The organism is Rahnella sp. 2050 (assembly GCF_040544515.1).
Taxonomy (GTDB): domain Bacteria; phylum Pseudomonadota; class Gammaproteobacteria; order Enterobacterales; family Enterobacteriaceae; genus Rahnella; species Rahnella aceris.
This window is the reverse complement of record NZ_JBEPKE010000007.1, coordinates 75156-95812: the sequence shown is the minus strand read 5'-3', so window position 1 is coordinate 95812 and position 20657 is coordinate 75156. Positions and strand designations below refer to the sequence as shown.

Sequence of the window (20657 nt, the reverse complement as noted above, 5' to 3'; positions counted from 1 at the left end):
TGCCTGACCCCACACTTCCCGCTTTAATTTTGTTCAATACATGAAAATTATTGACATAATAATCACCAGAATTTAGAAAATTATTTACATCCTATTCTTATAACAATGTTCTTTTCCTGAAGAGGTTAATGATGACCCGCACCGGACAGATTTCCCCTGCTACCGCCAGCCAGTCACGTCGCGCACTCGTCGCCGGTTCGGTCGGTAATTTTATTGAATGGTATGAATTCGGCGTTTACGGTTATCTGGCGACGCTGATCGCCGGTAACTTTTTCACGCTGGAAGGCCAGACCGGCCTGACCGGGTTACTTCTGACGTATGCGTCGTTCGCGCTGGCGTTTTTCTGTCGTCCCATTGGTGCGATCATTTTTGGTCGCATCGGCGACCGCATTGGCCGCAAGCCGACACTGATCGCCGTCGTTCTGCTGATGACACTCGCCACAGCGATCATTGGTTTACTGCCGACGTATGCGCAGATTGGTGTAGCCGCGCCGCTGTTACTGACACTGATGCGCATGTTCCAGGGCTTGTTTGCGGGTGGTGAATTCGGTGGCGCGGTCTCCCTGATGACCGAATTCGCACCGAAAGGCAAACGCGGTATTTACGGCGCGTGGCAGTCGTTTACCGTTTCGCTGGGTTTGCTGACCGGCGTGGCGCTGGTCGCGTTGCTGGTTCAGACCCTTCCCGAAGCACAAATGAAAGACTGGGGATGGCGTATTCCGTTCCTGCTGGCGCTGCCGATGGGGCTGGTGGCGTTGTATCTGCGCCTGAAACTCGATGAAACACCCAACTTTGTTGCCAGTAAAAAGGCCGAACCGAAAGCGCAAAAAACAGCCGCTGAAAAAGCCTCTGCTGTCGCCACTGCCAAAGCTATTGCGCTGGGGATTGGCCGCATGATGGGCTGGTCGGCGGGCGGTTATACCTTCCTGGTGGTGATGCCGTCTTATCTGCAAACCTCCCTGCACGCCACGTTTTTACAGGCACTGGTGGCCACCGTGCTGGCGAACGTCGGTTTCGCGCTGGCTATTCTGCCTTCCGGCTGGCTGAGCGATAAAATCGGCCGTAAAAAAGTGATGATGATTGCCGTATTTGCCGTCATCGTGCTGAGTTTTCCGTTGCTGCATTTGCTGCAAAACCCTGAAAGCAGTCTGCTGGTGAAAGGCATTGCAGTGCTGATTGCCGGGGCAACAATTGGCATGATTGCCGGTCCCGGCCCGGCGATGCTGGCGGAAATGTTCCCGACCCGCGTGCGTTATACCGGTCTGGGATTATCCTATTCATTGTCGAACGCCGTGTTCTCCGGCTGTGCCGGTTTGATCATAACCGGTCTGATTAAAGAGACCGGCAATCTGGATATTCCGGCGTATTACGTGGTCGCCACCTGCGTGGTCAGCCTGTTTGCGCTGATGACGTTACGAAAAGACGATCATTTACGTGAACTGGAGGAATAAGCATGAATGGCAGTGACCTGCAGTCACGTCTGAACGCATTACAGGGCAGTTTTTCTCCGGCGGAAAAACGCATCATCACCATTATCAGGCTCAATCCGCTGGGTGTGGCGAAAATGGGCGTGACGGAACTGGCAAAATACGCTGAAACCAGCACCGCCACGGTGGTACGCACCAGCAAACGGCTGGGGTTTACCGGCTATCCGGCGCTGCGGCTGGCGTTGGCCGCAGAAACCTCCAGTCCGATGCCCATCGAGATGCCCCTGGCGGCGGATATCGGCGACAATGATTCGCCCAAACAGATCCTGCAAAAGCTGCTGGAATTCGAGGTCAAAGGCGCGACCGAGACCACGCAACTCCTCAGCGCAGCAACGCTGGAACAGGCGGTCAGCATCCTTTCACAGGCACGCCGGATTGATATTTACGGCACCGGTGCCTCAGCGCTGGTTGCTCAGGATTTCTGCCAGAAGCTGCGGCGCATCGGCGTTGTCGCCCAGACTTTTGGCAGCACCGACGAAAGTCTGGTAAGCGCCTGTCAGTTAACAAATGCAGATGCCGCGCTGGCGATTTCCCACTCCGGCCAGACGGCAGATGTCATTGAAGCGCTTACACAGGCTAAAGCCGCGGGGGCAACAACGCTGGCGATCACCGCCACTGGCCGTGCCGCCCTCGCCCGCAAGGCCGATATCGTGTTACGAACCAGCAGCCGCGAAATGGGTTTTCGTGCCGCGGCGATGGCCAGCCGGACCAGCCAGTTGTTGATCATCGACTGTCTGTTTATCGGTGTCGCGCAGCGTCTGCCGGGTGCGCGCGACGCCTTGCGCAAAACCCACGACGTCGTGCGTCAGCGCCGCCGCTGATATTCTTACGCTCTGCTGCGCGCCTTCTATACTTCATAAAACACCTGAGTTTATGAGGGCATGCATGTTCACCCATCGTTTGGTATTTCCTGCCAGCGTACTGCGCGGGCGCGGCGCTATTAAGCATCTGGGCGCGATGTGCGGACGCTTAGGCCAGCGGGCAATGTTAGTGGGCGGCAAACGCGCCATTGCCAGCGTCGAGGCGAAAGTCGCGGATCAGCTCGAGCAGCAGATGGTCAGTTATCTTGGCAGTGAAATCTTCAACGGCGTGTGTTGTCAGGAGGAAATCAACCGGCTGGCAGACGTGTTCCGCACGCAAGGGGTGGAAGTGATTATCGCCACCGGTGGCGGAAAAGCGCTGGATACCGCCAAAGCGGCAGGCGTGGCGTGCAATATTCCGGTGGTGACACTGCCGAGCATTGCGGGCACCTGTTCGGCGGTGACCTCGCTGGCGTTCCGTTATCATCAGGACGGTGAATTCCGTGACATGATGCCGTTACCCTGTGGCCCCGCTGCGGTGGTGATCGACGCTGATTTACTGGCCACCGCCCCGCTGCAATGGCTCTCAGCGGGCATCGGCGATACGCTGGCAAAATGGTACGAATATCGTGCCATCAGCGACCTGAATCAGCTTACCGGCCTGGCAGGTGTCGCCAGAACCAACAGTGAATTGTGTTACACCCTGATCGAACATTTCGCCGCCGACGCCTGTTTTGCGGTGCATGACGGCAAAGCCAACAACGCCCTCGAACAGGTGCTCGATGCCATTTTCCTCTACGCCGGACTGACCTCAGTCATGAGCAACGGCGCACACACCGGCGCTTCCCATGCGTTATACGAAGGTTTCACCGCCTGCCCGAAAACCCGCCACATCCCTCATGGTTTACTGGTCGGTTACAGCAACCTGTGCCTGCTGGCACTGGAAAACCGCAGCGACGATGAGTTGCTGACCGCCATCGCCCTGGCCCGCGACAGTGCCATACCAACACAGTTAGCGCATATCGCGACAGGGCTGACGGAGCAGGATCTGGCCGTGATTATTGACCGCAGTCTGAGCACGCCGGATATGGCGAACATGCCCATGGATATTACCTTTGAAGATGTCAGGGGTGCGGTAGAAAGAGTGGAGAGGCTTGGGGCAAAAATTAATTAGTTTTTTGCGCATGCTGTGCAAACTGGCCTTAAGGTCAACACCTTGGGTTGCCACCCAAACTGGCCCAAAGGGTTTTAAACGAAACCCTTTGGAATCCTGCGTTTTTTTAACTGCGCGCTATCGCTAGACACTATGTTTCAGTTACCACGGAGACCGGCTGGAAATCTTGCCGCTGCGCGGTCCCTTCTCTCGGTCCTGGAGCCTTGGGTCTCCAGGCCGCTCCGTTCAGCAAGATTTCTGAATCGCCCGCACGATCTTAAATTCAAAGGCAGACAGTTTTTAGATTTCAACATCAGTCAGGTTGTGAATTAAGAGCCTGAGGCCGGTTCCAAAATACCGCCGGACGAGAGGTGGAAAACCGCGCATCTTTTTGCGCGGGTTGTAACCCGATGGGAGGGAACCGCGCAGCGGCGGGATTTTGCGGCTATCACTGCGGCTTATGGAACATAGTCAGCGAGCGGAGCGCGCAGTGAAAGAGCCCGGGGGGTCTTGGGGGGCGGCGGCGATAAGCCGTCCCCCAAGTCGGTGTGGGCCGACGCCCACGACCTTGAATTTGAATTTGAAATTAAAAACTAAACGGGATCGAAAGGCACTCCTTTCAACTCCCCCACTTTCCGCTTAATCATTTGCCTGAGCCTGAGCGCCGCCTGCGACGCCGGTTGATCCCGGCGGCTCAGCAAAATCACCTCAAATGGCAGGGGTTCCACTACCGCCACGATCTTCAGTTGATCAACATACCGCCGGGCGGTAAACGTATCGACCACGCCGACACCGCCGCCTGCCAGCACCATGTCGGCGATCACCGAGTAGGTTTTGATGAACAACGCCGAGTGCGGCATCAGACCGTTTTCGCGCAGGACGCGGTTGAGCACCTGCCCCAGCGGATCCTGCTGCTGCAACATCAGCAGATCGTTTTCGCACAGCCACGCCAGCGTTACCGGCCCTTCGACCGGGGAATCTTTGGGCAGGAGCGCGACCATATTGGCCTGATAGATCGACTCAGCAACCAGTTCCTGCGTGGCCTGCTCGCCAAATGCCAGCGCGAAATCCATTTTGTATTGCAGCAAGTCCTGACTCAGCGTGTTGAAATGTCCGGTCACCAGTTCGACGCTGCCGCCGGGCGTCTGACGGCGGAAATCCACCAGCACCGGCGCCATCACGCTGTGTCCGAGGGCGTGTGCCGAACCAATGCGCACATGCTGGCCTTCGCCCTGACGTAACTGTTCCGCCAGCTCACCGATGGCCTGAATATGACTGAATAACGCTTCGACTTCCGGCATTAACCGCCGCCCTTCCGGCGTCACAATCAGCCCCTGCGGTGTACGGTCAAACAGCGTGAAACCCAGTTGCTGCTCAGCGTGATTCAGCACGCGGCTGACATTCGGCTGCGACACGTTCAGCAGGCGCGCCGCGCCGCTGACGCTGCCCGCCTGTAACACGGCCTGAAACACTTCGATGTGGCGTAAGCGCATTGCTGCCCTATTTCTGCGTGGTGGCTAAGTACGAGAAAGCACTTAACAGGCTGATAATATTAGCAACGGTCGGGCTGTGATAACCGACGGTGACGGCATCGAGACGTTCAACGCCGGGGATCAGACAGAATAAATCTGCCATGACCGGTTTCGCAGTCATCAGTTCAAGATGGTATGGCGCACTGAATCTTCCGGCAGTGAGCGGCGCAGGTTTGCTGACGGCAATGGTCGCCTGTTTACGGATTTTGGCACAGGCAATCGACGGGCTGTCGGATTCGGCGGCATTGGCGGAAATCGCCCGTTTGACGCAGACATATTGCGATTCAGGGTAATAGCGGCGGATCCAGGTTTCGAGGTGATCGTCGCCGGTCACCAGCCATAACGGCACGTTGAGTTCCGCACCGGCAGCGGCGTATAAGTCGCTTTCGCCGACCACGTTGCCGTTGAGTTTAACGCGGTAAAAAGCGCGGCCATTGATGGTGTGCGCCAGTACACCGTTTTCGCCTGCGGCAGTGTGATAGCCGACAAACATCAGGCCGTCGTATTGCTGTTGTTGCAGCCCTTCGACCATCGATAAACCACGCGGTTTACCCTGTACCAGCCTGGCTCGCGGGTCGATTTTATCGGCGCGCAGGTTTTGCATCATCGCGTGGCTGTCGGCCACCGTCACTTCCATCGCGCCACCGGCAAAAGCCCCGTCGATGGCGGCGTTAACTTCGCCTTCCATCAGTGCACGGGCGGCCTCGTAATCTGAATTCCCCGGGCTGCACTGCTCAGGACGCATGACACCCGCAATACCTTCAATGTCCGCAGAGATAAACACTTTCATCAGTCGTTCCCTTTTTGGTTTGCCAGAGCGTCCAGGACTTCAGACAACCCCAGCCGGTAATGTCCGTCGAATCCGCAAACGGTTTCAGCACTCAGTAAGGCATCAATAATAGCGTGTTCTGTGGCGTCTGCCGCCAGTGCCAGTAAAGGCTCAAGTTCGGCATCCGGTAATGTGACACCGTCACGTTGCGTCGAAAATGCCAGCGCGATATCCCCTGAGCCATGCCCCCAGTAACTGCCCAGACGCCCTAACCCGGCACCGGCGCGTTTGGCGATACGTCCGAGCTGACGGCTGTCGAGATAGCAATCGCAGGCCATCACAATAATCACCGAACCGGCGTCCACCTGCGGCGCCAGTTGCGGCAAGATTTGGGCGATGGCTTCGCCGGCACGCACGCCGTCAAGCGTCAGGTCAGAGAGTTTGCCAAAGTTCGCCAGCACCAGTACGCCTAATGTCGCGTTTAGCGTTTCGCACCAGCGCGAGGCGGTGCCGATCCCGCCTTTTAAGCCAAAGCTGCTCATGCCACGTCCGGCACCCACGCTGCCACGGGCGAAGGTTTTTGTCGCGCTGTCGAGTGCGGTCAGCGCGTCGTCTTCACTCACCGCCATCGCCTGAATATCATTAAGATAGAAATCATTGCACTCGAGGATAACCGGATTAATGGTGGCATCAGGACGGCCAATCTGCGGAAATTGCTGACAACTGCGTTTCACCAGCGCATTAAATAACGTGCCGGTGGCGAAGGTATTGCTGAGCAGTACCGGCGTTTGCAGCTCGCCCAACTCCATCACCTGAATCAGCCCCATCGGTTTGCCGAAACCGTTTAACACCGCCACGCCACAGGGCAACGGCTTTTCATACAGATCGTCGCCCGGCGGCACGATGGCGGTGACGCCGGTCTGCACATCTCCGGCGGCCAGCGTGCTGTGTCCGACAGTCACGCCGGTCACATCAGTCAGTGAATTGGTGGCACCGCACGGGAAACGCGGGTGGAAAATCTGGCGCGACCTGCGCCAGCGTTGCAGCAAGGCGGACAACGCCTGCTGCTGAAATTCATCTTCATGTTGTTGCGGATGCATCAGTTTTCCGTTTCAGCTGTTCGGTGACAATTACTTTTTCAGTTTAGGATCCAGCGTGTCACGCAGCGCGTCGCCGAGCAGATTAAATGCCAGAACCGTGAGGAATATCGCCAGCCCCGGGAACACGCTGACGTTCCATTTGCCCGCCATCATCATATTACGGCTCATCGCCAGAATATTGCCCCACTCCGGCACATCCGGTTCCGGCCCCAGACCGATAAAACTCAGGCTGGCTGCGGTCAGGATACTGGTGCCAATACGCATGGTGAAATAGACGATGACGTTTGAGAGCGTGCCCGGCAGGATATGACGCAAAATCACCACCCTGTCCGGCGCGCCGACGCAGCGAACTGCTTCGACATAGGCGCTTTGTTTAATCGATAACGTAGCAGCGCGCACGATGCGGGCAAACACCGGCACGCTGAATACCGCGACCGCGATGATCACGTTGTTCAGCCCCGGACCGAGAATAGCCACGACTGCAATGGCCAGCAACATGCCCGGAAAAGCGAACAGCACGTCGGAGCCACGCATGATCAGCATATCCAGCCAGCGGCCGTAATATCCGGCCAGCAGCCCGAGTAACACACCGGCAATCATGCCGAGCGTGACCGAAAAAATACCGACATAAAGGGAGATACGCGCACCATAAATGATGCGGCTGAGGACATCTCTTCCCAAGTCGTCGGTGCCGAACCAGTGTTCCGGCGTCGGACCGACACCGAGCGCCATCCAGTCTGGTGTCATCGGGTCAAAAGGTGCCAGCCACGGCGCGAACACCGCAACAAGCACCAGCAGCAGGATAAATCCGCCGGAGACCAGCGCCATCGGATGACGGATAAAGGTGTGAAAAAAGTCGTACCACGGCGAGCGGATATCATCGTTTTGCGAGGCTACCGCAGCCGGTTGGATATCTCCCGGAGGAGAGACAGGATCGGTCATGAGCAGCTCCTAACGCAGACGGATAGCAGGATTGACCACCGCGTACAGCAGATCAACCAGCAGGTTTATCAGAATAAATTCAAACACGAACAGCATGACCAGTGCCTGAATCACCGGCTGATCCTGCGTTTTGATGGATTCGATCAGTAACCAGCCCAGCCCCGGCCAGCTGAACACGCTTTCGACAATGATCGAGCCACCGAGCAGGAAGCCAAATTGCAGGCCAAGCATGGTGATAATCGGGATCAGCGCATTACGCATGATGTGTTTCCACGTCACCAGACGCGCGCGTAATCCTTTGGCGTTGGCGGTGCGCACATAATCTTCCTGCGCCACGTCGAGAAATGCTGAGCGGGTGAAACGCGCCATGACTGCCGCCACCGAGGAACCCAGAGTGATCGCCGGTAAGATAATGTCAGCGGGCTGATTAAATCCGCTGACGGCAAATATCCCGAACGGCATGGCGACAAACTGGATAAGCAACAATCCGAGCCAGAATGGCGGCATGGAAATGCCGCCGACCGCCATGCTCATCAGCGTCCAGTCCTGCCATTTTCCACGTTTGAGCGCAGACACCACGCCAATCACCAGCCCCAGCACCACTGACCAGGCAAAGCCCGCCAGCGCCAGCAGCAATGTCGGCATAAACCCGCTTTCAATCACACTTAACACCGGCTGACGCGTGCGGTAAGTGGTGCCCAGATCGCCGTGAATCATGCCGTCCAGCCAGTGCCAGTACTGCGCAGGCAGCGGATCATTCAGACCAAGCAGTTGCCGTGCTGACTCAACCGCCTCAACCGGCGCATCCTGACCGGCGTAAATACGCGCAGGGTCACCCGGCAGCAGCTTGATAAAGCCGAAAACCAGTAATGACACCACCAGTAAAACGGGGATCATTTCCAGTATCCGGCGGATAAAATAGGTCAGCATAAAAGTGATTCCCAGAATTCCGTAAACTCCCTCCCCTGCGAAGGGGAGGGTTGGGGTGGGGTATTAATGGCAACTCTGAATCTGAAGTTGCCTGCTAAACCCCCTCCCAGCCTCCCCCTTCGCAGGGGGAGGAGCAAAAAAAATTACTTAAACTGTGCCTGATTAAAAATCAGTGAGCCGTCGGCCAGCATGTAGACGCCGGAAAGGTCTTTGCTCTTACCGACCAGGTTGTCCGGCACGCCGAGATAGGCCACCGGCGCATCTGCCCACAGCAGTTTTTGCGCATCGGCATAGGCGGCTTTACGTTTTTCCACATCAGCCGTTTGCAGACCGGCGGTGATCGCCGCATCAACCTGCTTGTTGCTGTAATAAGAGACGTTATAGGCAGAAGGGATCCAGGATTCGGTGGCAAACAGCGGACGCAACGCCCAGTCTGCATCGCCGGTAGAGGCCGACCATGCGCCGTAGTACATTTCCACTTTGGCATCCGCCGGTTTCGGTGTGCTCCACAGACGCTGGTTAAGCGAACCGGAATCCATCGGCACCAGTTTCACGCGCACGCCGATCAGTGAAAGTTGTTGTTTCAGGAACTGCGCACTGCGGATACGGTCGGTTTTGTTCGAGCTCCACATTTCAACGTCGAAGCCCTTCTCATAACCGGCTTCTTTCATCAGCGCTTTGGCTTTAGCGATGTTATAGCTGTAATCCGGCGTGGTTTGTTTCTGATAGAACTGAACGTTTTTCGGCAGCGGCGAGGTGGACGGCGAACCCAGACCGGCGAAACCGACTTTCAGCCACAGATTACGGTCAATAGCGTAGTTAATCGCCTGACGGACACGCACGTCAGAGAACTCTTTTTTCTGCGTATTGAAGGCGATGTAATACAGATAGATGCCCGGATCCTGCGCAATATCCAGCTTCGGATCGCTCTTCACGGTATCCACCAGATCGGACGGCAACGGATACACCGCGTCCACGCCGCCGGACTTCAGTTTCGCCACCTGCGTGGAATCTTCCGGCGTCGGATACAGCGTGACGGAATCTACTTTCGGCCAGCCTTTCTGCCAGTAGTTGTCGTATTTCACCAGTTTGACGTCTTTACCCTGCTGCCATTCCACAAACTTAAACGGACCGGTGCCGACCGGATGCACACTCAGATCCTGTTCGTTCGGGTATTGCTTTAACGAAGCCGGGCTGTGCATCACCGCCGACGGGTGCGCCAGGGTGTTGATCATCGCGCCAAACGGTTTGTTGAGGGTGATTTTTACCTGATACGGACTGACCACATCAACGGATTTGATCATGCTGAACAGCGAGTTACGTTTCAGATGATTGGCCGGATTGGCCAGCCGATCCAGGTTGGCTTTTACCGCATCAGCATTGAACGGCGTGCCGTCCTGGAAAGTCACATCGTGGCGAAGATTAACGGTGAATTCGGTCGCATCGCTGTTACTGGTGTAATCCGTCGCCAGCACCGGCACAACGGCCATTTTGCTGTCGAACTGGAACAGGCGTTCAAAAATACCGCTCTGAATGGAATAGCTCAGCGTATCTGTGGTGTCGTGCGGGTCAAAACCGGTCACGTCGGCATACATGGAAATACGCAGATCTTTGGCCTGAGCCGACGCCGCAAAACAAAGCGCCAGTCCGGCGGCAAGCAGGCTTTTACGCACTAAGGTTGAATGCATGGTGTTCTCCTGTGTGTCCCAAAAAAGAATGTTGAGTTATCCCTGTGCAACCCAGTGATGTTCACTGACGCGGGAATATTTGAGTTTTTCTATCTGTACACCCGCCGGATGCACCGGCGATTTCACTTCCACATCATCAAAATTGCGTAAAACACGTTGCGTCGGATCCGCCACCGGTACCGAACTGAGCAGGCGTTGGGTATATGGGTGTTTAGGATTACTAAACACGGCATCACGCGGGCCAATCTCGACAATCTGTCCGCTGTACATCACCGCCACCCGGTTGGCGATCCGCTCCACCACCGCCATGTCATGTGAAATAAACAGCCAGGCAACACCGGTATCACGCTGAAGATCCATCATCAGATTGACCACCTGCGCCTGAATCGATACATCCAGCGCCGACACGGCCTCATCGGCAATAATCACCTGTGGCTGCAATGCCATGGCGCGCGCGATGGCAATACGCTGACGTTGCCCGCCGGAGAATTCGTGCGGATAGCGCCGCGCATGGAAAGGTTCAAGTCCGACACTTTTCAGCAACTGATTGACCACCGGCGTGGCATCAGCCAGAGACTTTTTCAGGCCATGCAGTAATAAAGGTTCGGCAATGGAAAACCCGACGGTCAGACGCGGATTGAGCGAGGCGTAGGGATCCTGAAACACCATCTGGATCTGACGACGGACAGCCTGAAACGGGGTGTCGCGCATCAGGGTAATTTCTTTACCTTCGAGGTGAATGCTTTCGGATTCGCTGCCCACCAGCCGCAAAATCGCGCGACCGGTAGTGGATTTGCCGCAACCGCTCTCGCCTACCAGTGCCAGCGTTTCGCCCGGCCAGATAGAGAAGTCGATTTGTTCCACGGCGTGAACTTCTTTGGTCACGCGTGACAACACGCCGGAGCGGATCGGGTAACAGACACGCAATCCGCGCACATCGAGCAACGGCGGCGCATCGTAGTTGGCGGTTTTCTGATCGCCATCACCCGCTGAAATGTGAGGATGATCACCTGCAACCGATTGCTTTTCTGGCGAAATATTTTGGCCGGTTTTATCTCTTAACAGCGGGAAGCGGCGCGGCCATTTCAGCCCCTTCATGTCGCCCAGTTTCGGTACGGCGGCCAGCAAGGCGCGGGTATAAGGATGCTGTGCGTTGGCGAAAATTTCCGTCACACTGCCCTGCTCCACCACCTGGCCCTGATACATCACCACCACCCGATCGGCAATTTCCGCCACCACGCCCATGTCATGGGTGATAAACAGAACCGACATATCGGTGCCCTGTTGCAGGTCGCGCAGAATTTGCAGGATACGCGCCTGTACCGTGACATCCAGCGCCGTCGTGGGTTCGTCGGCAATCAGCAGCGCCGGATCGCAGGCCAGCGCCTGCGCAATCATCACGCGCTGACGCATGCCGCCGGAAAGTTCATGCGGGTAACATTTAAGGATACGTTCAACGTCAGGAATACGAACCTGTTTCAGCAGCTCGCGGGCTTTGTTCAGCGCCGTGGCTTTATTCGCCATGCCGTGATCCAGCAGCCCTTCGGTAAGCTGATCGCCTACACGCAGCACCGGATTGAGCGAGGTCATCGGCTCCTGAAAAATCATCGACATTTCCTGGCCGCGCAGTTTGCGGCGCGATTCTGCCGACAGCGACGTCAGGGTATGACGTTTGCCGTTACGGCCAAAAAATTCGATACTTCCCGCATCGACGTGCGCCGAATCCGGCAGCAAACCCATGACACTCAGTGAAGTGACGGACTTACCGGAGCCGCTTTCACCGACCACCGCCACCACCTCACCTTTATGAATAGAGAAGGAAACGCCTTTCAGCGCCTGCGTTTTGCCTTGCCGGCCGGAAAATGTCACCGACAAATCGTTAATCTGCAAAATGGGCACTGTCATCAATAAACGCCTCCTTTATAAGTTGAACTGTTAAAGCCAAACTTCACCGTTTTCATAGCGCAATGCCGGTTCAGCGTCCTGCGCCAGCCAGATCGGGCCATCAAGATCGACACGTTCCGCCTGCACCGCTACCGGCAGCGCCGCCTCCATCGCAATGGATGAGCCCAGCATGCAACCGACCATAATGCGCAGATTGAACTGCCGAGCCACATCGGTCATGGCCAGCGCTTCTGTCAGGCCACCACATTTGTCGAGCTTGATATTGATCATCTCGTAACGGTCGCGCAGCCCTGCAATATCCGCACGCTCATGACAGCTTTCGTCGGCGCAGACAGGAACAGGATGCAAACAACGCACCAGATCTTTGTCATTACCGGCAGGAAGGGGTTGTTCGATCATCGCCACGTTGAATTCATGCAGCGCCTGAAACAGGCTGTCGAGATCCAAACCCAGCCAGGATTCGTTAGCGTCCACCACCAGCGTAGCCTGCGGTGCCGTGGCGCGGATGGCGGCCACTTTCTCGATAATCTGCTCGCGGTCGAGTTTGATTTTCAGCAACTTCGCGCCACCGGCAACTGCCACGGCGGCGGCATTGGCCATATTTTCCAGCGAATCCAGACTCAGGGTTTCGGCGGTAATCACCGAAACAGGCTTAGGCATATCAAGCAGTTGCCACAGGTCTTTGCCCTGTTTTGCCGCATCGAGACGCCACATTGCACAATCGAGGGCATTGCGCGCTGAGCCAACCGGCAACGCCTGTTGCAGCGCCTCGCGGCTCAGTCCCTGTTCCACCTGCGGACGGATAAGTTCCAGTTGCTCGCCAACGCTGTGCGGTGATTCCTGATAATGTGCGGTCGGTGTGCATTCCCCGACGGCGGTAAATTCACCGTCCGTCAGGTAAACACGTACCACCGTGACGGCGGTGCGGATACCACGGGAAATCGCAAATGGTTTTGCCAGCGGCAGTTCAACGGACTGGAAAGTCATCTGGATCATCAGGCGTTTTCCTTGATCCATTGCGCGATATTTTTGATACCGAAACGCACCGGATCGGTGGCCGGGACGCCGAATTCTTCGCTGATTTCCGCCAGCGCGATTTTGGCTTCTTCTTCACTGACGGAGGAGGTGTTAAGCGAGAAACCGGCGAGTCTTACGCCAGGACTGGTCAGGCTGGCTGCCGCCAGATTGGTATCGAGACACTGGCGCAGCGTGGGCATAAACTGATGTGGCAGATGGCGCATGTGAGGACGACCAAGCTCGTGACACATCACTAATAAATGTGCCTGTGCGCCATGAATCAATCCCATGCTGACACCGGCAAAAGACGGATGATACAGCGAGCCCTGACCTTCAATGATGTCCCAGTGATCGTCATCGTTCGCCGGGGAAAGCGCTTCGACAGCACCGGAAATGAAGTCGGCAATCACCGCATCAATGGCAATACCGGCACCGGCCACCAGCACACCGGTCTGGCCGGTAGCGCGGAAATCAGCGTTCAAATCCAGCTCACGCATGGCCGCTTCAAGCGCCAGCGAGGTGTACATTTTGCCGACCGAGCAATCTGTGCCGACAGTCAGAATGCGTTTGCCGCTACGTTTCATGCCGGTGCCGGTATCCAGCGCCGGTTGCATGTGGCGCACATCGAACAGTTGCACATTATTTTCAGCGGCCAGCGCAACCAGCTCAGGGATGTCGTTCAGCCCCTGATGCAGACCGTTCGCCACATTCAGACCGGCGCTGATGGCCGCTTTGATCGAATCAATCCAGTGTGCTGGTAATTTACCGCCTGAATTTGCGGTGCCCAGCACCATGGTTTTCGCGCCCTGCGCTTTCGCCGTAGCGATATCCAGATCCGGCAACCCTAAGGACACAGAATCCGTTGCCAGACGAATTTGTCCGACACAAGCTTCAGGACGCCAGACGTGAATACCGCGCGCTGTTTTCGCCGCCAGCGGATCCATCACATCACCAAGAAATAAAAGATACGGCTTTGGAATTTGCTGCATGTCAGTTTCTCCGGGGTCTATTTTTTTGAATGGGGTTTTAATCAGACTGCAGAGAATATTCCACGGGAGAAACCGGCTGACGAATACTTGTTTGGGTCTGGGGTATAACCTTAGGCTATAGAGTTAGATATATGAATTTATTGTGGTTATTTGAGAAGAGAAACGGGGGCGGCCTGGGAGGCATTACACGAAATCACAGGTATAAAAAAAGGCAGAGCCAATGAACTCTGCCTTTGCGATTACCTTTTTCAGACACAGAATGGGGTAATAATTTAGTTCACTAACTTAGAAGCGGTAAGTCAGTGCTACAGCAACGATGTCGTCAGAGCTTACGCCCAGTTTGTTGTTGTCATCGATCTGGTTGATCATGTAGTCAACATAGGTGTACATGTTTTTGTTGAAGTAGTAAGTCGCACCGATTTCGAAGTATTTAACCAGGTCCGCATCACCCACACCTTCAACATCTTTCGCTTTAGACTGCACGTAACCGATTGAAGGACGCAGACCGTTTTCGAACTGATACTGCGCAACTAACTCATAACCCTGAGTTTTGTTAGCGTAGCCGCTCGTGGAGCCCACGGTGACTGGCGCCTGGTTACGGGTTTCGTTGTACATCGCTGCCAGATAAATCTGGTGAGCGTCATATTTCAGGCCAGTTGCCCATGCAGAAGCTTTGTCGCCAGCACCGATTGTGGCGTTGGTTTGTGCGTTAGTACGGTCAGAAGAAGAACCCGCAATAACTGCACCGATGCCGGAACCTGCGATATCTTCATAATCGATGGATGCGCCGTAACCGTCGCCGTTGCCTTTAGACGCTGAACGACCGTCGTTTTCGTTTTTACCCTGGTATTGCAGGGCGATGTTCAGGCCGGTAACCAGACCGAAGAAGTCCTGGTTACGGTAAGTTGCCAGACCACTTGAACGACCCACCATGAAGTTGTCATTGTTAGCAGTATCACCACCAAACTCAGGCAGCATATCGGTGAAGCCCAGTGCGTCGTAAACCACACCGTAGTTACGACCGAAATCGATAGAACCGAAATCTTTCACTTTCAGACCCGCAAAGCCCAGACGGGTTTTATTGCCCAGGTCGCCCTGAGATTCTGCGTGGTTAGCCTGAATGTTATATTCCCACTGGCCATAACCGGTCAGTGTGTCGTTAATTTGAGTTTCGCCTTTAAAGCCCAGACGCGCATAAGTCATGTCGCCGTCAGAACTTTTATCATCGGAGAAATAATGCTTAGCGGTTACACGACCATACAGGTCCAGTTTGTTACCGTCTTTATTATAGATTTCACTCGCGTTTGCGGTAGATCCCACTGCAATTAAAGAGACCGCTAAGGCCAACACACTGCGCTTCATCATTATTTAAGTTTCCTTGATTTTTTATAAAGGAGTTCTCATGCCCGCTTTCTTTTATATATCTGGAATATCGGGCTGTGAGTATTTGTACATGTTTTGAAATACGTCTGTCTGTAAAACGATTCGAACCTTAACACTGAGCACGAAAAGTTAAAATGGAAAAGTTCGCCTCATTAAGTCTTTTTTGCGTAAAGAGTTGTAACATAATATTTCTGTTATAAGCCGCTAACCCCCTGATTATATGCGCTTTTAGCATAACGTTTTGCACCATAACGGTGCGGTGCATTTTTTTGGTGCAAAACAGGTCTCGCATTGTAAAGTTATTGCAACCGAGATCACCTTTATCAAAAGGTTTTTATCTGTTAACAATCGTTAATGAATTAAGGAGGAATTTAGACGCGTTGCATTTAAATGGTGCATAGCAGGGTAATTATCACAAGGGTAAGTTCATTATCACATTAATAGAAAAAGCAGCCATAAGATTTTTGTACTACGCAATTTTTTTCGAATTAGGATTTTCGCTAAAGATATTGAGCAAAATAAAGTCAAATTAAAGGAAATAATAATGACCTGCGTGATTGAATTGAACGAAAGTGAATATTTTTACCTGCCCGAATCGCATCATTTTTATTCAAAACGGACTTTTACTAAAAAGAAAATATTAAAAGAGAGGGCAGACTTGAGAAGGATAGGGAAATTTTTAGGGAGACTTTACTTTTGAGTGGCGATTATTTCGCCGTTCCAACCCTCTCCTTTGCAGGAGAGGGTACAAAAATTAACGGAACTGTGCGGCGTGGAGTTGTGCATAACGCCCCTGATGAGCCAGCAGTGATTCATGCGTACCCTGCTCAACAATGCCTTCTTTATCGACCACGATAATACGGTCAGCGTTCTGAATCGTCGCCAGACGATGGGCAATCACCAGCGTGGTCCGTCCCTCAGAAAGCTCCGCCAGCGACTGCTGGATAGCCTGCTCGGTGGCAGTATCCAGTGCAGACGTGGCTTCGTCGAGGATCAGGATTGGCGGGTTTTTCAGGAAAATCCGCGCAATCGACAGGCGTTGCTTCTGCCCGCCGGAAAGCTTCACGCCCCGCTCGCCAATCACCGTGTCCATGCCCAGCGGCAGTGCGTCAATGACGTCATCAAGGCGTGCGCGGCTGGCAGCCAGGCGGATTTCTGCTTCGCTGGCACCGAGCTTACCGTACGCAATGTTCTCGCGGATCGTCCCGCCAAACAGGAACACATCCTGCTGCACGATGCCGATGTTATGACGCAACGAGGTCTGCGTCATGTCGCGGATATCAATACCATCGATGGTGATACTGCCGCTGTCCAGCTCATAAAAACGGGGCAGCAGCGAACACAAGGTGGTTTTTCCCGCACCGGAAGGCCCGACGAATGCCAGTGTTTCTCCGGCATTAATAGAAAGCGTGATGCCATTGAGAATCTTGCTGACTGACGTATAGCCGAACACCACGTTGTCATAATGAATATCGCCGCGCAGATGGCTGACCACCTGAGCGCCCGGCCGGTCCGTGATATCCGGCGCGGTATCAATAAGCTGCGTGAAGCGTTTGAAACCAGCAATCCCTTTCGGATAGCTTTCCAGTACCGAACTGATTTTTGCCACCGGACGGAAAAACACTTCCACCAGCAGCAGGAACCCCACGAATCCGCCGTAAGTCAGCTGACCATTAATCACGTACCAGGTTCCGGCGACCATCACGATCAACTGAACCAGACGCGTACTCAGATAGCTCAGCGTCAGGCTGGCAGTCATGATCTGATAGGCTTTCAGTTTCGTCGTGCGGTAATTATCGTTGTCAGAAGCAAACAGTTTTTGCTCATGCGCTTCGTTAGCGAAGGCTTTCACCACACGAATGCCGCCGATGCTTTCTTCTATACGTGCGTTGAAATTACCCACCTGGCCGAACAGGCGCCGCCAGGTTTCAGTCATCTGCGCACCGTAGCGGCTGACCATCCAGGTCATCGCAGGCACAATAATGATGGTCATCAGCGCCAGCTGGACATGCACCGTCGCCATCAGAATGAACGCGCCGATAAAGGTCATCACCGCGATAAATACATCCTCCGGCCCGTGGTGTGCCACTTCGCCCACTTCCTCCAGATCCTTGGTGACATGGGTAATGATGTGACCGGTTTTGGTATTGTCGTAATAACGGAATGACAGTTTCTGCAGATGGCTGAACGCTTCGCGACGCATGTCGGTTTCAATCCCGACGCCCAGTGCATGCCCCCAGTAGTTAACGATCGCCATCAGCGCAGTATTGAACAGATAAATCAGCAACAGACCGACCGTCGCGCCGATAATCAGCACCCAGTCGTGTGCGGGCAGCAACTTATCGATGAAGGTTTTGATCGCCATCGGAAAGCCCAGTTCCAGCAATCCGGCCAGAATGGCGCACCCGAAGTCGAGGAAGAACAGTTTTTTATAGGGCGCGTAATAAGAGAAGAAACGGCGGAGCATCAGACATCCTCATAGAAACGACCCGGAGGCGGGCAAGTCCGTCAGTCTAAATGAAAATGGTTATCGATAAAGATAATTTTAGACTCGCCCGCCGCAAGATCGTTTTTACAGGACGTTGCGCACACCGCTCAAAATCACGTCAAAGACCGCATTCAGCGCCTGCCAGGCTATCTCTGCGCTGATCGCTTCATAGGTGGTCAGCACCGCCACGAAAGTGGATTTTTGAGTCGCCAGCAAAGATTCATACTCCCCCGAACGGAAACTGCCTTTGCCCTTTTCAATCTCCCATGTCAGCTGAAGTAAGGCTTCAATCTGCGGGACGGCACTGCTTGCCACCGTATTCCAGTTTGCGCCCAGTGAAGCTTTTGCCGCATTGATTGCGCGGTCTCTTAAATCAAAAATATCACTCATCCTGTTCACCTTTATTATTTTTGCGATGTGCCTGAGCCATTTTTTAATACCCGCTCATACGTCAGCATTGACTGCATAATCACGGAAACCTGTTTACGCTGAATAGCGATATACGCCGGAGAATCCTGTTGCGAACAATGCTGCTTTTTATATTTGATCTGATAGAAGATATTTCTCAGGCCGAATATCTGCTGATCAATCGCAGGATTGTTATTTAAGGCTTTGGTGCGGGATTCAATCAACGCCAGATCGGTTTCCGCGGAATTGAAGAACTGACTGTCGGGTTCAGAAAGGGGAGAAATCAGTGAAAGTGTTTGCCCTGCCGCCACGGGCGCAGCCTGGCAGGCAACCACCGGCACGGCGGGTTGCGTATTGTCAGCCATTGCCTGCGCAGTCCAGGTCACAAATTGCCGGTCAGCTTTAATTTCGAATTCGGTAATTTGATTATCTAACGTCAGGTCGTACTGATGTGTGGAACACGCGGTCATTGTCATCACGACAATAAACATCGCGACGCTGAATTTAATGATTGATTTCAAAATGCCTCTCCTGTGATGAATTCCGAAGGTGGGCATTATTCCATTGCCCCTGCCTTCAAAAATTAGTCACAAGAGAGAAACGGCGCAATCAACCGGTAAATCATTTTCAATAAATGATGGCGTCATTTTTATCATTAAAATAAATAAGCGATGAGGGATTATTTCCAGGTTAAAAACGTTCGCGTCTGTAAACAGCGACAACCGTCATACTCCCTCCCATCCTCCTCCTTCGCAGGGGGAGGAACCGTCTTCCGTTGACGTTAATTACCGGCTCGTCGCTTCCACCGCCATGTTCACATAAATCGCCCGCAATTTTGCGGCGACGGCACCTGGTTTTCCGTCCCCGACCGGCTTACCGTCCAGTGCGATCACCGGCCAGATGAAGGTCGTTGCCGAGCTGATAAAGATCTCCCGCGCATTTTGTGCTTCATCGAGCGTGAACGGGCGTTCCTCGAAGCGAATATCATGATGCTTCGCCAGTTCCAGCAGCGCCTGACGGGTGATGCCATGCAGAATGTGCGTGCTCAGCGGGCGGGTGATCAGCGTGCCATCAGCATCTACGATCCAGGCATTGCTGGAACTGGCTTCGGTGATCAGGCCGTTTTCGATCAGTAAGGCGTCATCGGCATTATGCTGATGGGCATACTCTTTCGCCAGACACGGAGCCAGCAGACCCACGGTTTTGATGTCACGACGCTGCCAGCGGATATCCTCAACGGAGACCATGCGAATACCGCTTTTCGATTTGGGGTGATCTATCAACGGCCGCGCCTGGGTAAACATCAGAAAAGTTGGCGTTACGCTTTCGCCGGGGAAATCAAAATCACGGTCACCGCTGTTGCCGCGGCTGATTTGCAGATATACCGCCCCTTCCACCAGATGGTTTTCAGTAATCAGACGCTTTTGCAGGGTCTCAATATCGCTGAGCGCGCAAGGCAGACGCAGATTCAGCGCCTGACAGGAACGTGCAAGCCGCGCCAGATGTGCCGCGTTGTCGAGCAGACGGCCATTCAGTACGGCGCTGACTTCATAGACGGCATCAGCAAATAAGAAACCGCGATCAAATACCGACACCTTCGCGTCATGCTCGGCAACAAACTCCCCGTTAAGGTATACCGTTCTGGTCATGTTATTTTTCCTGGCCAACGTTGATTAGGATTTTTATTAGCTGTAAGACGACTGAAAGCATAAATTGCGTGAAAACTGAGCAGCAGATGTTGATGCAACGCAGGTTTCCGGCACACCAGAGATAAAAAAAAGCGCCCTGATGAGCGCTGATGCGGTATGGAGCGAAAGATCAGAGTTCGCCTTTTTTCTTTTTGTTACGGATAACTAACCAGCTGATCAGCGCCATCACGCAGCCGATAAAGATAAACCAGATGCCGAGCATCAGTTGCGGTGCCATTTCTCCTGGCGGAGTTTCAGGGCTGCCGACCACTAAACCGTGGATAGTGGCAACAATGCCGATAACCAGCAAGATCAGGCTGTTGCGAAGTAAACGGCGGGCTACGGTCATAGGTTGTCTTGGGGTGGCCATCAGATGCG

18 protein-coding genes are annotated in these 20657 nt (G+C 54.1%); 3 read left to right on the top strand and 15 right to left on the bottom strand.

Annotation, left to right across the window (positions count from 1 at the left end):
• The first annotated feature begins 131 nt into the window (after nt 1–131).
• The 3 genes from ABIC79_RS21285 to ABIC79_RS21275 all read left to right on the top strand — a co-directional run bounded on the left by ABIC79_RS21285 (nt 132) and on the right by ABIC79_RS21275 (nt 3461).
• Nucleotides 132–1451, top strand: a complete 1320-nt coding sequence (locus tag ABIC79_RS21285) for an MFS transporter (protein WP_013575719.1) — start codon at nt 132–134, stop codon at nt 1449–1451.
• Between the two features lie 2 nt (nt 1452–1453).
• Entirely contained in the window at nt 1454–2308 is an 855-nt protein-coding gene (locus tag ABIC79_RS21280; RefSeq protein WP_354568414.1) for a MurR/RpiR family transcriptional regulator, read from the top strand.
• A gap of 64 nt (nt 2309–2372) precedes the next feature.
• Nucleotides 2373–3461 carry an iron-containing alcohol dehydrogenase family protein gene (locus tag ABIC79_RS21275; protein WP_015690012.1) on the top strand — a complete coding sequence of 363 codons (1089 nt, stop codon included), beginning with the start codon at nt 2373–2375 and terminating at the stop codon, nt 3459–3461.
• A 572-nt stretch (nt 3462–4033) separates the two neighbouring features.
• Here ABIC79_RS21275 and ABIC79_RS21270 read toward each other — a convergent pair.
• The 15 genes from ABIC79_RS21270 to ABIC79_RS21200 form a co-directional block, all read right to left on the bottom strand.
• Nucleotides 4034–4933, bottom strand: coding sequence for a LysR family transcriptional regulator (locus ABIC79_RS21270; protein ID WP_354568411.1), 900 nt, complete (start codon nt 4931–4933; stop codon nt 4034–4036).
• A 7-nt stretch (nt 4934–4940) separates the two neighbouring features.
• Entirely contained in the window at nt 4941–5762 is an 822-nt protein-coding gene (locus ABIC79_RS21265) for a M55 family metallopeptidase (RefSeq protein ID WP_223509766.1), read from the bottom strand.
• Nucleotides 5762–6841 (bottom strand): DmpA family aminopeptidase, encoded by a 1080-nt coding sequence (locus ABIC79_RS21260; protein ID WP_354568409.1) that lies wholly within the window; start codon nt 6839–6841, stop codon nt 5762–5764. Before ABIC79_RS21260 ends, ABIC79_RS21265 begins: the two co-directional genes overlap by 1 nt.
• 30 nt (nt 6842–6871) lie before the next feature.
• Nucleotides 6872–7783: an ABC transporter permease subunit gene (locus ABIC79_RS21255; RefSeq protein WP_153375731.1), complete on the bottom strand. Its 912-nt coding sequence runs from the start codon at nt 7781–7783 to the stop codon at nt 6872–6874.
• A 9-nt stretch (nt 7784–7792) separates the two neighbouring features.
• Nucleotides 7793–8713: an ABC transporter permease subunit gene (locus ABIC79_RS21250; RefSeq protein WP_013575734.1), complete on the bottom strand. Its 921-nt coding sequence runs from the start codon at nt 8711–8713 to the stop codon at nt 7793–7795.
• 143 nt (nt 8714–8856) lie between these two features.
• Entirely contained in the window at nt 8857–10401 is a 1545-nt protein-coding gene (locus ABIC79_RS21245) for a glutathione ABC transporter substrate-binding protein (protein WP_013575735.1), read from the bottom strand.
• A 36-nt stretch (nt 10402–10437) separates the two neighbouring features.
• Nucleotides 10438–12306, bottom strand: coding sequence for an ABC transporter ATP-binding protein (locus ABIC79_RS21240; protein WP_354568406.1), 1869 nt, complete (start codon nt 12304–12306; stop codon nt 10438–10440).
• 30 nt (nt 12307–12336) lie between these two features.
• Nucleotides 12337–13302 (bottom strand): N-acetyl-D-Glu racemase DgcA, encoded by a 966-nt coding sequence (gene dgcA, locus ABIC79_RS21235; protein WP_015690023.1) that lies wholly within the window; start codon nt 13300–13302, stop codon nt 12337–12339.
• Nucleotides 13302–14312, bottom strand: a complete 1011-nt coding sequence (gene dgcN / locus ABIC79_RS21230; RefSeq protein WP_037034403.1) for an N-acetyltransferase DgcN — start codon at nt 14310–14312, stop codon at nt 13302–13304. The genes dgcA and dgcN overlap by 1 nt, the downstream gene beginning before the upstream one ends.
• A 285-nt stretch (nt 14313–14597) precedes the next feature.
• Entirely contained in the window at nt 14598–15677 is a 1080-nt protein-coding gene (locus tag ABIC79_RS21225) for a porin (RefSeq protein ID WP_013575739.1), read from the bottom strand.
• Nucleotides 15678–16449: 772 nt separating this feature from the next.
• A complete protein-coding gene (locus ABIC79_RS21220) occupies nt 16450–18162 on the bottom strand; it encodes an ABC transporter ATP-binding protein (protein WP_013575741.1) in 1713 nt (570 codons plus the stop codon).
• Between the two features lie 105 nt (nt 18163–18267).
• A complete protein-coding gene (locus ABIC79_RS21215; protein WP_013575742.1) occupies nt 18268–18573 on the bottom strand; it encodes a hypothetical protein in 306 nt (101 codons plus the stop codon).
• A 14-nt stretch (nt 18574–18587) separates the two neighbouring features.
• Nucleotides 18588–19112, bottom strand: coding sequence for a hypothetical protein (locus ABIC79_RS21210; protein WP_015690027.1), 525 nt, complete (start codon nt 19110–19112; stop codon nt 18588–18590).
• Between the two features lie 264 nt (nt 19113–19376).
• Complete coding sequence (locus tag ABIC79_RS21205; protein ID WP_354568402.1) at nt 19377–20240, bottom strand: D-amino-acid transaminase; 864 nt, start codon at nt 20238–20240, stop codon at nt 19377–19379.
• A 169-nt stretch (nt 20241–20409) separates the two neighbouring features.
• Nucleotides 20410–20649 carry a hypothetical protein gene (locus ABIC79_RS21200; RefSeq protein ID WP_013575745.1) on the bottom strand — a complete coding sequence of 80 codons (240 nt, stop codon included), beginning with the start codon at nt 20647–20649 and terminating at the stop codon, nt 20410–20412.
• Nucleotides 20650–20657: the final 8 nt, after the last annotated feature.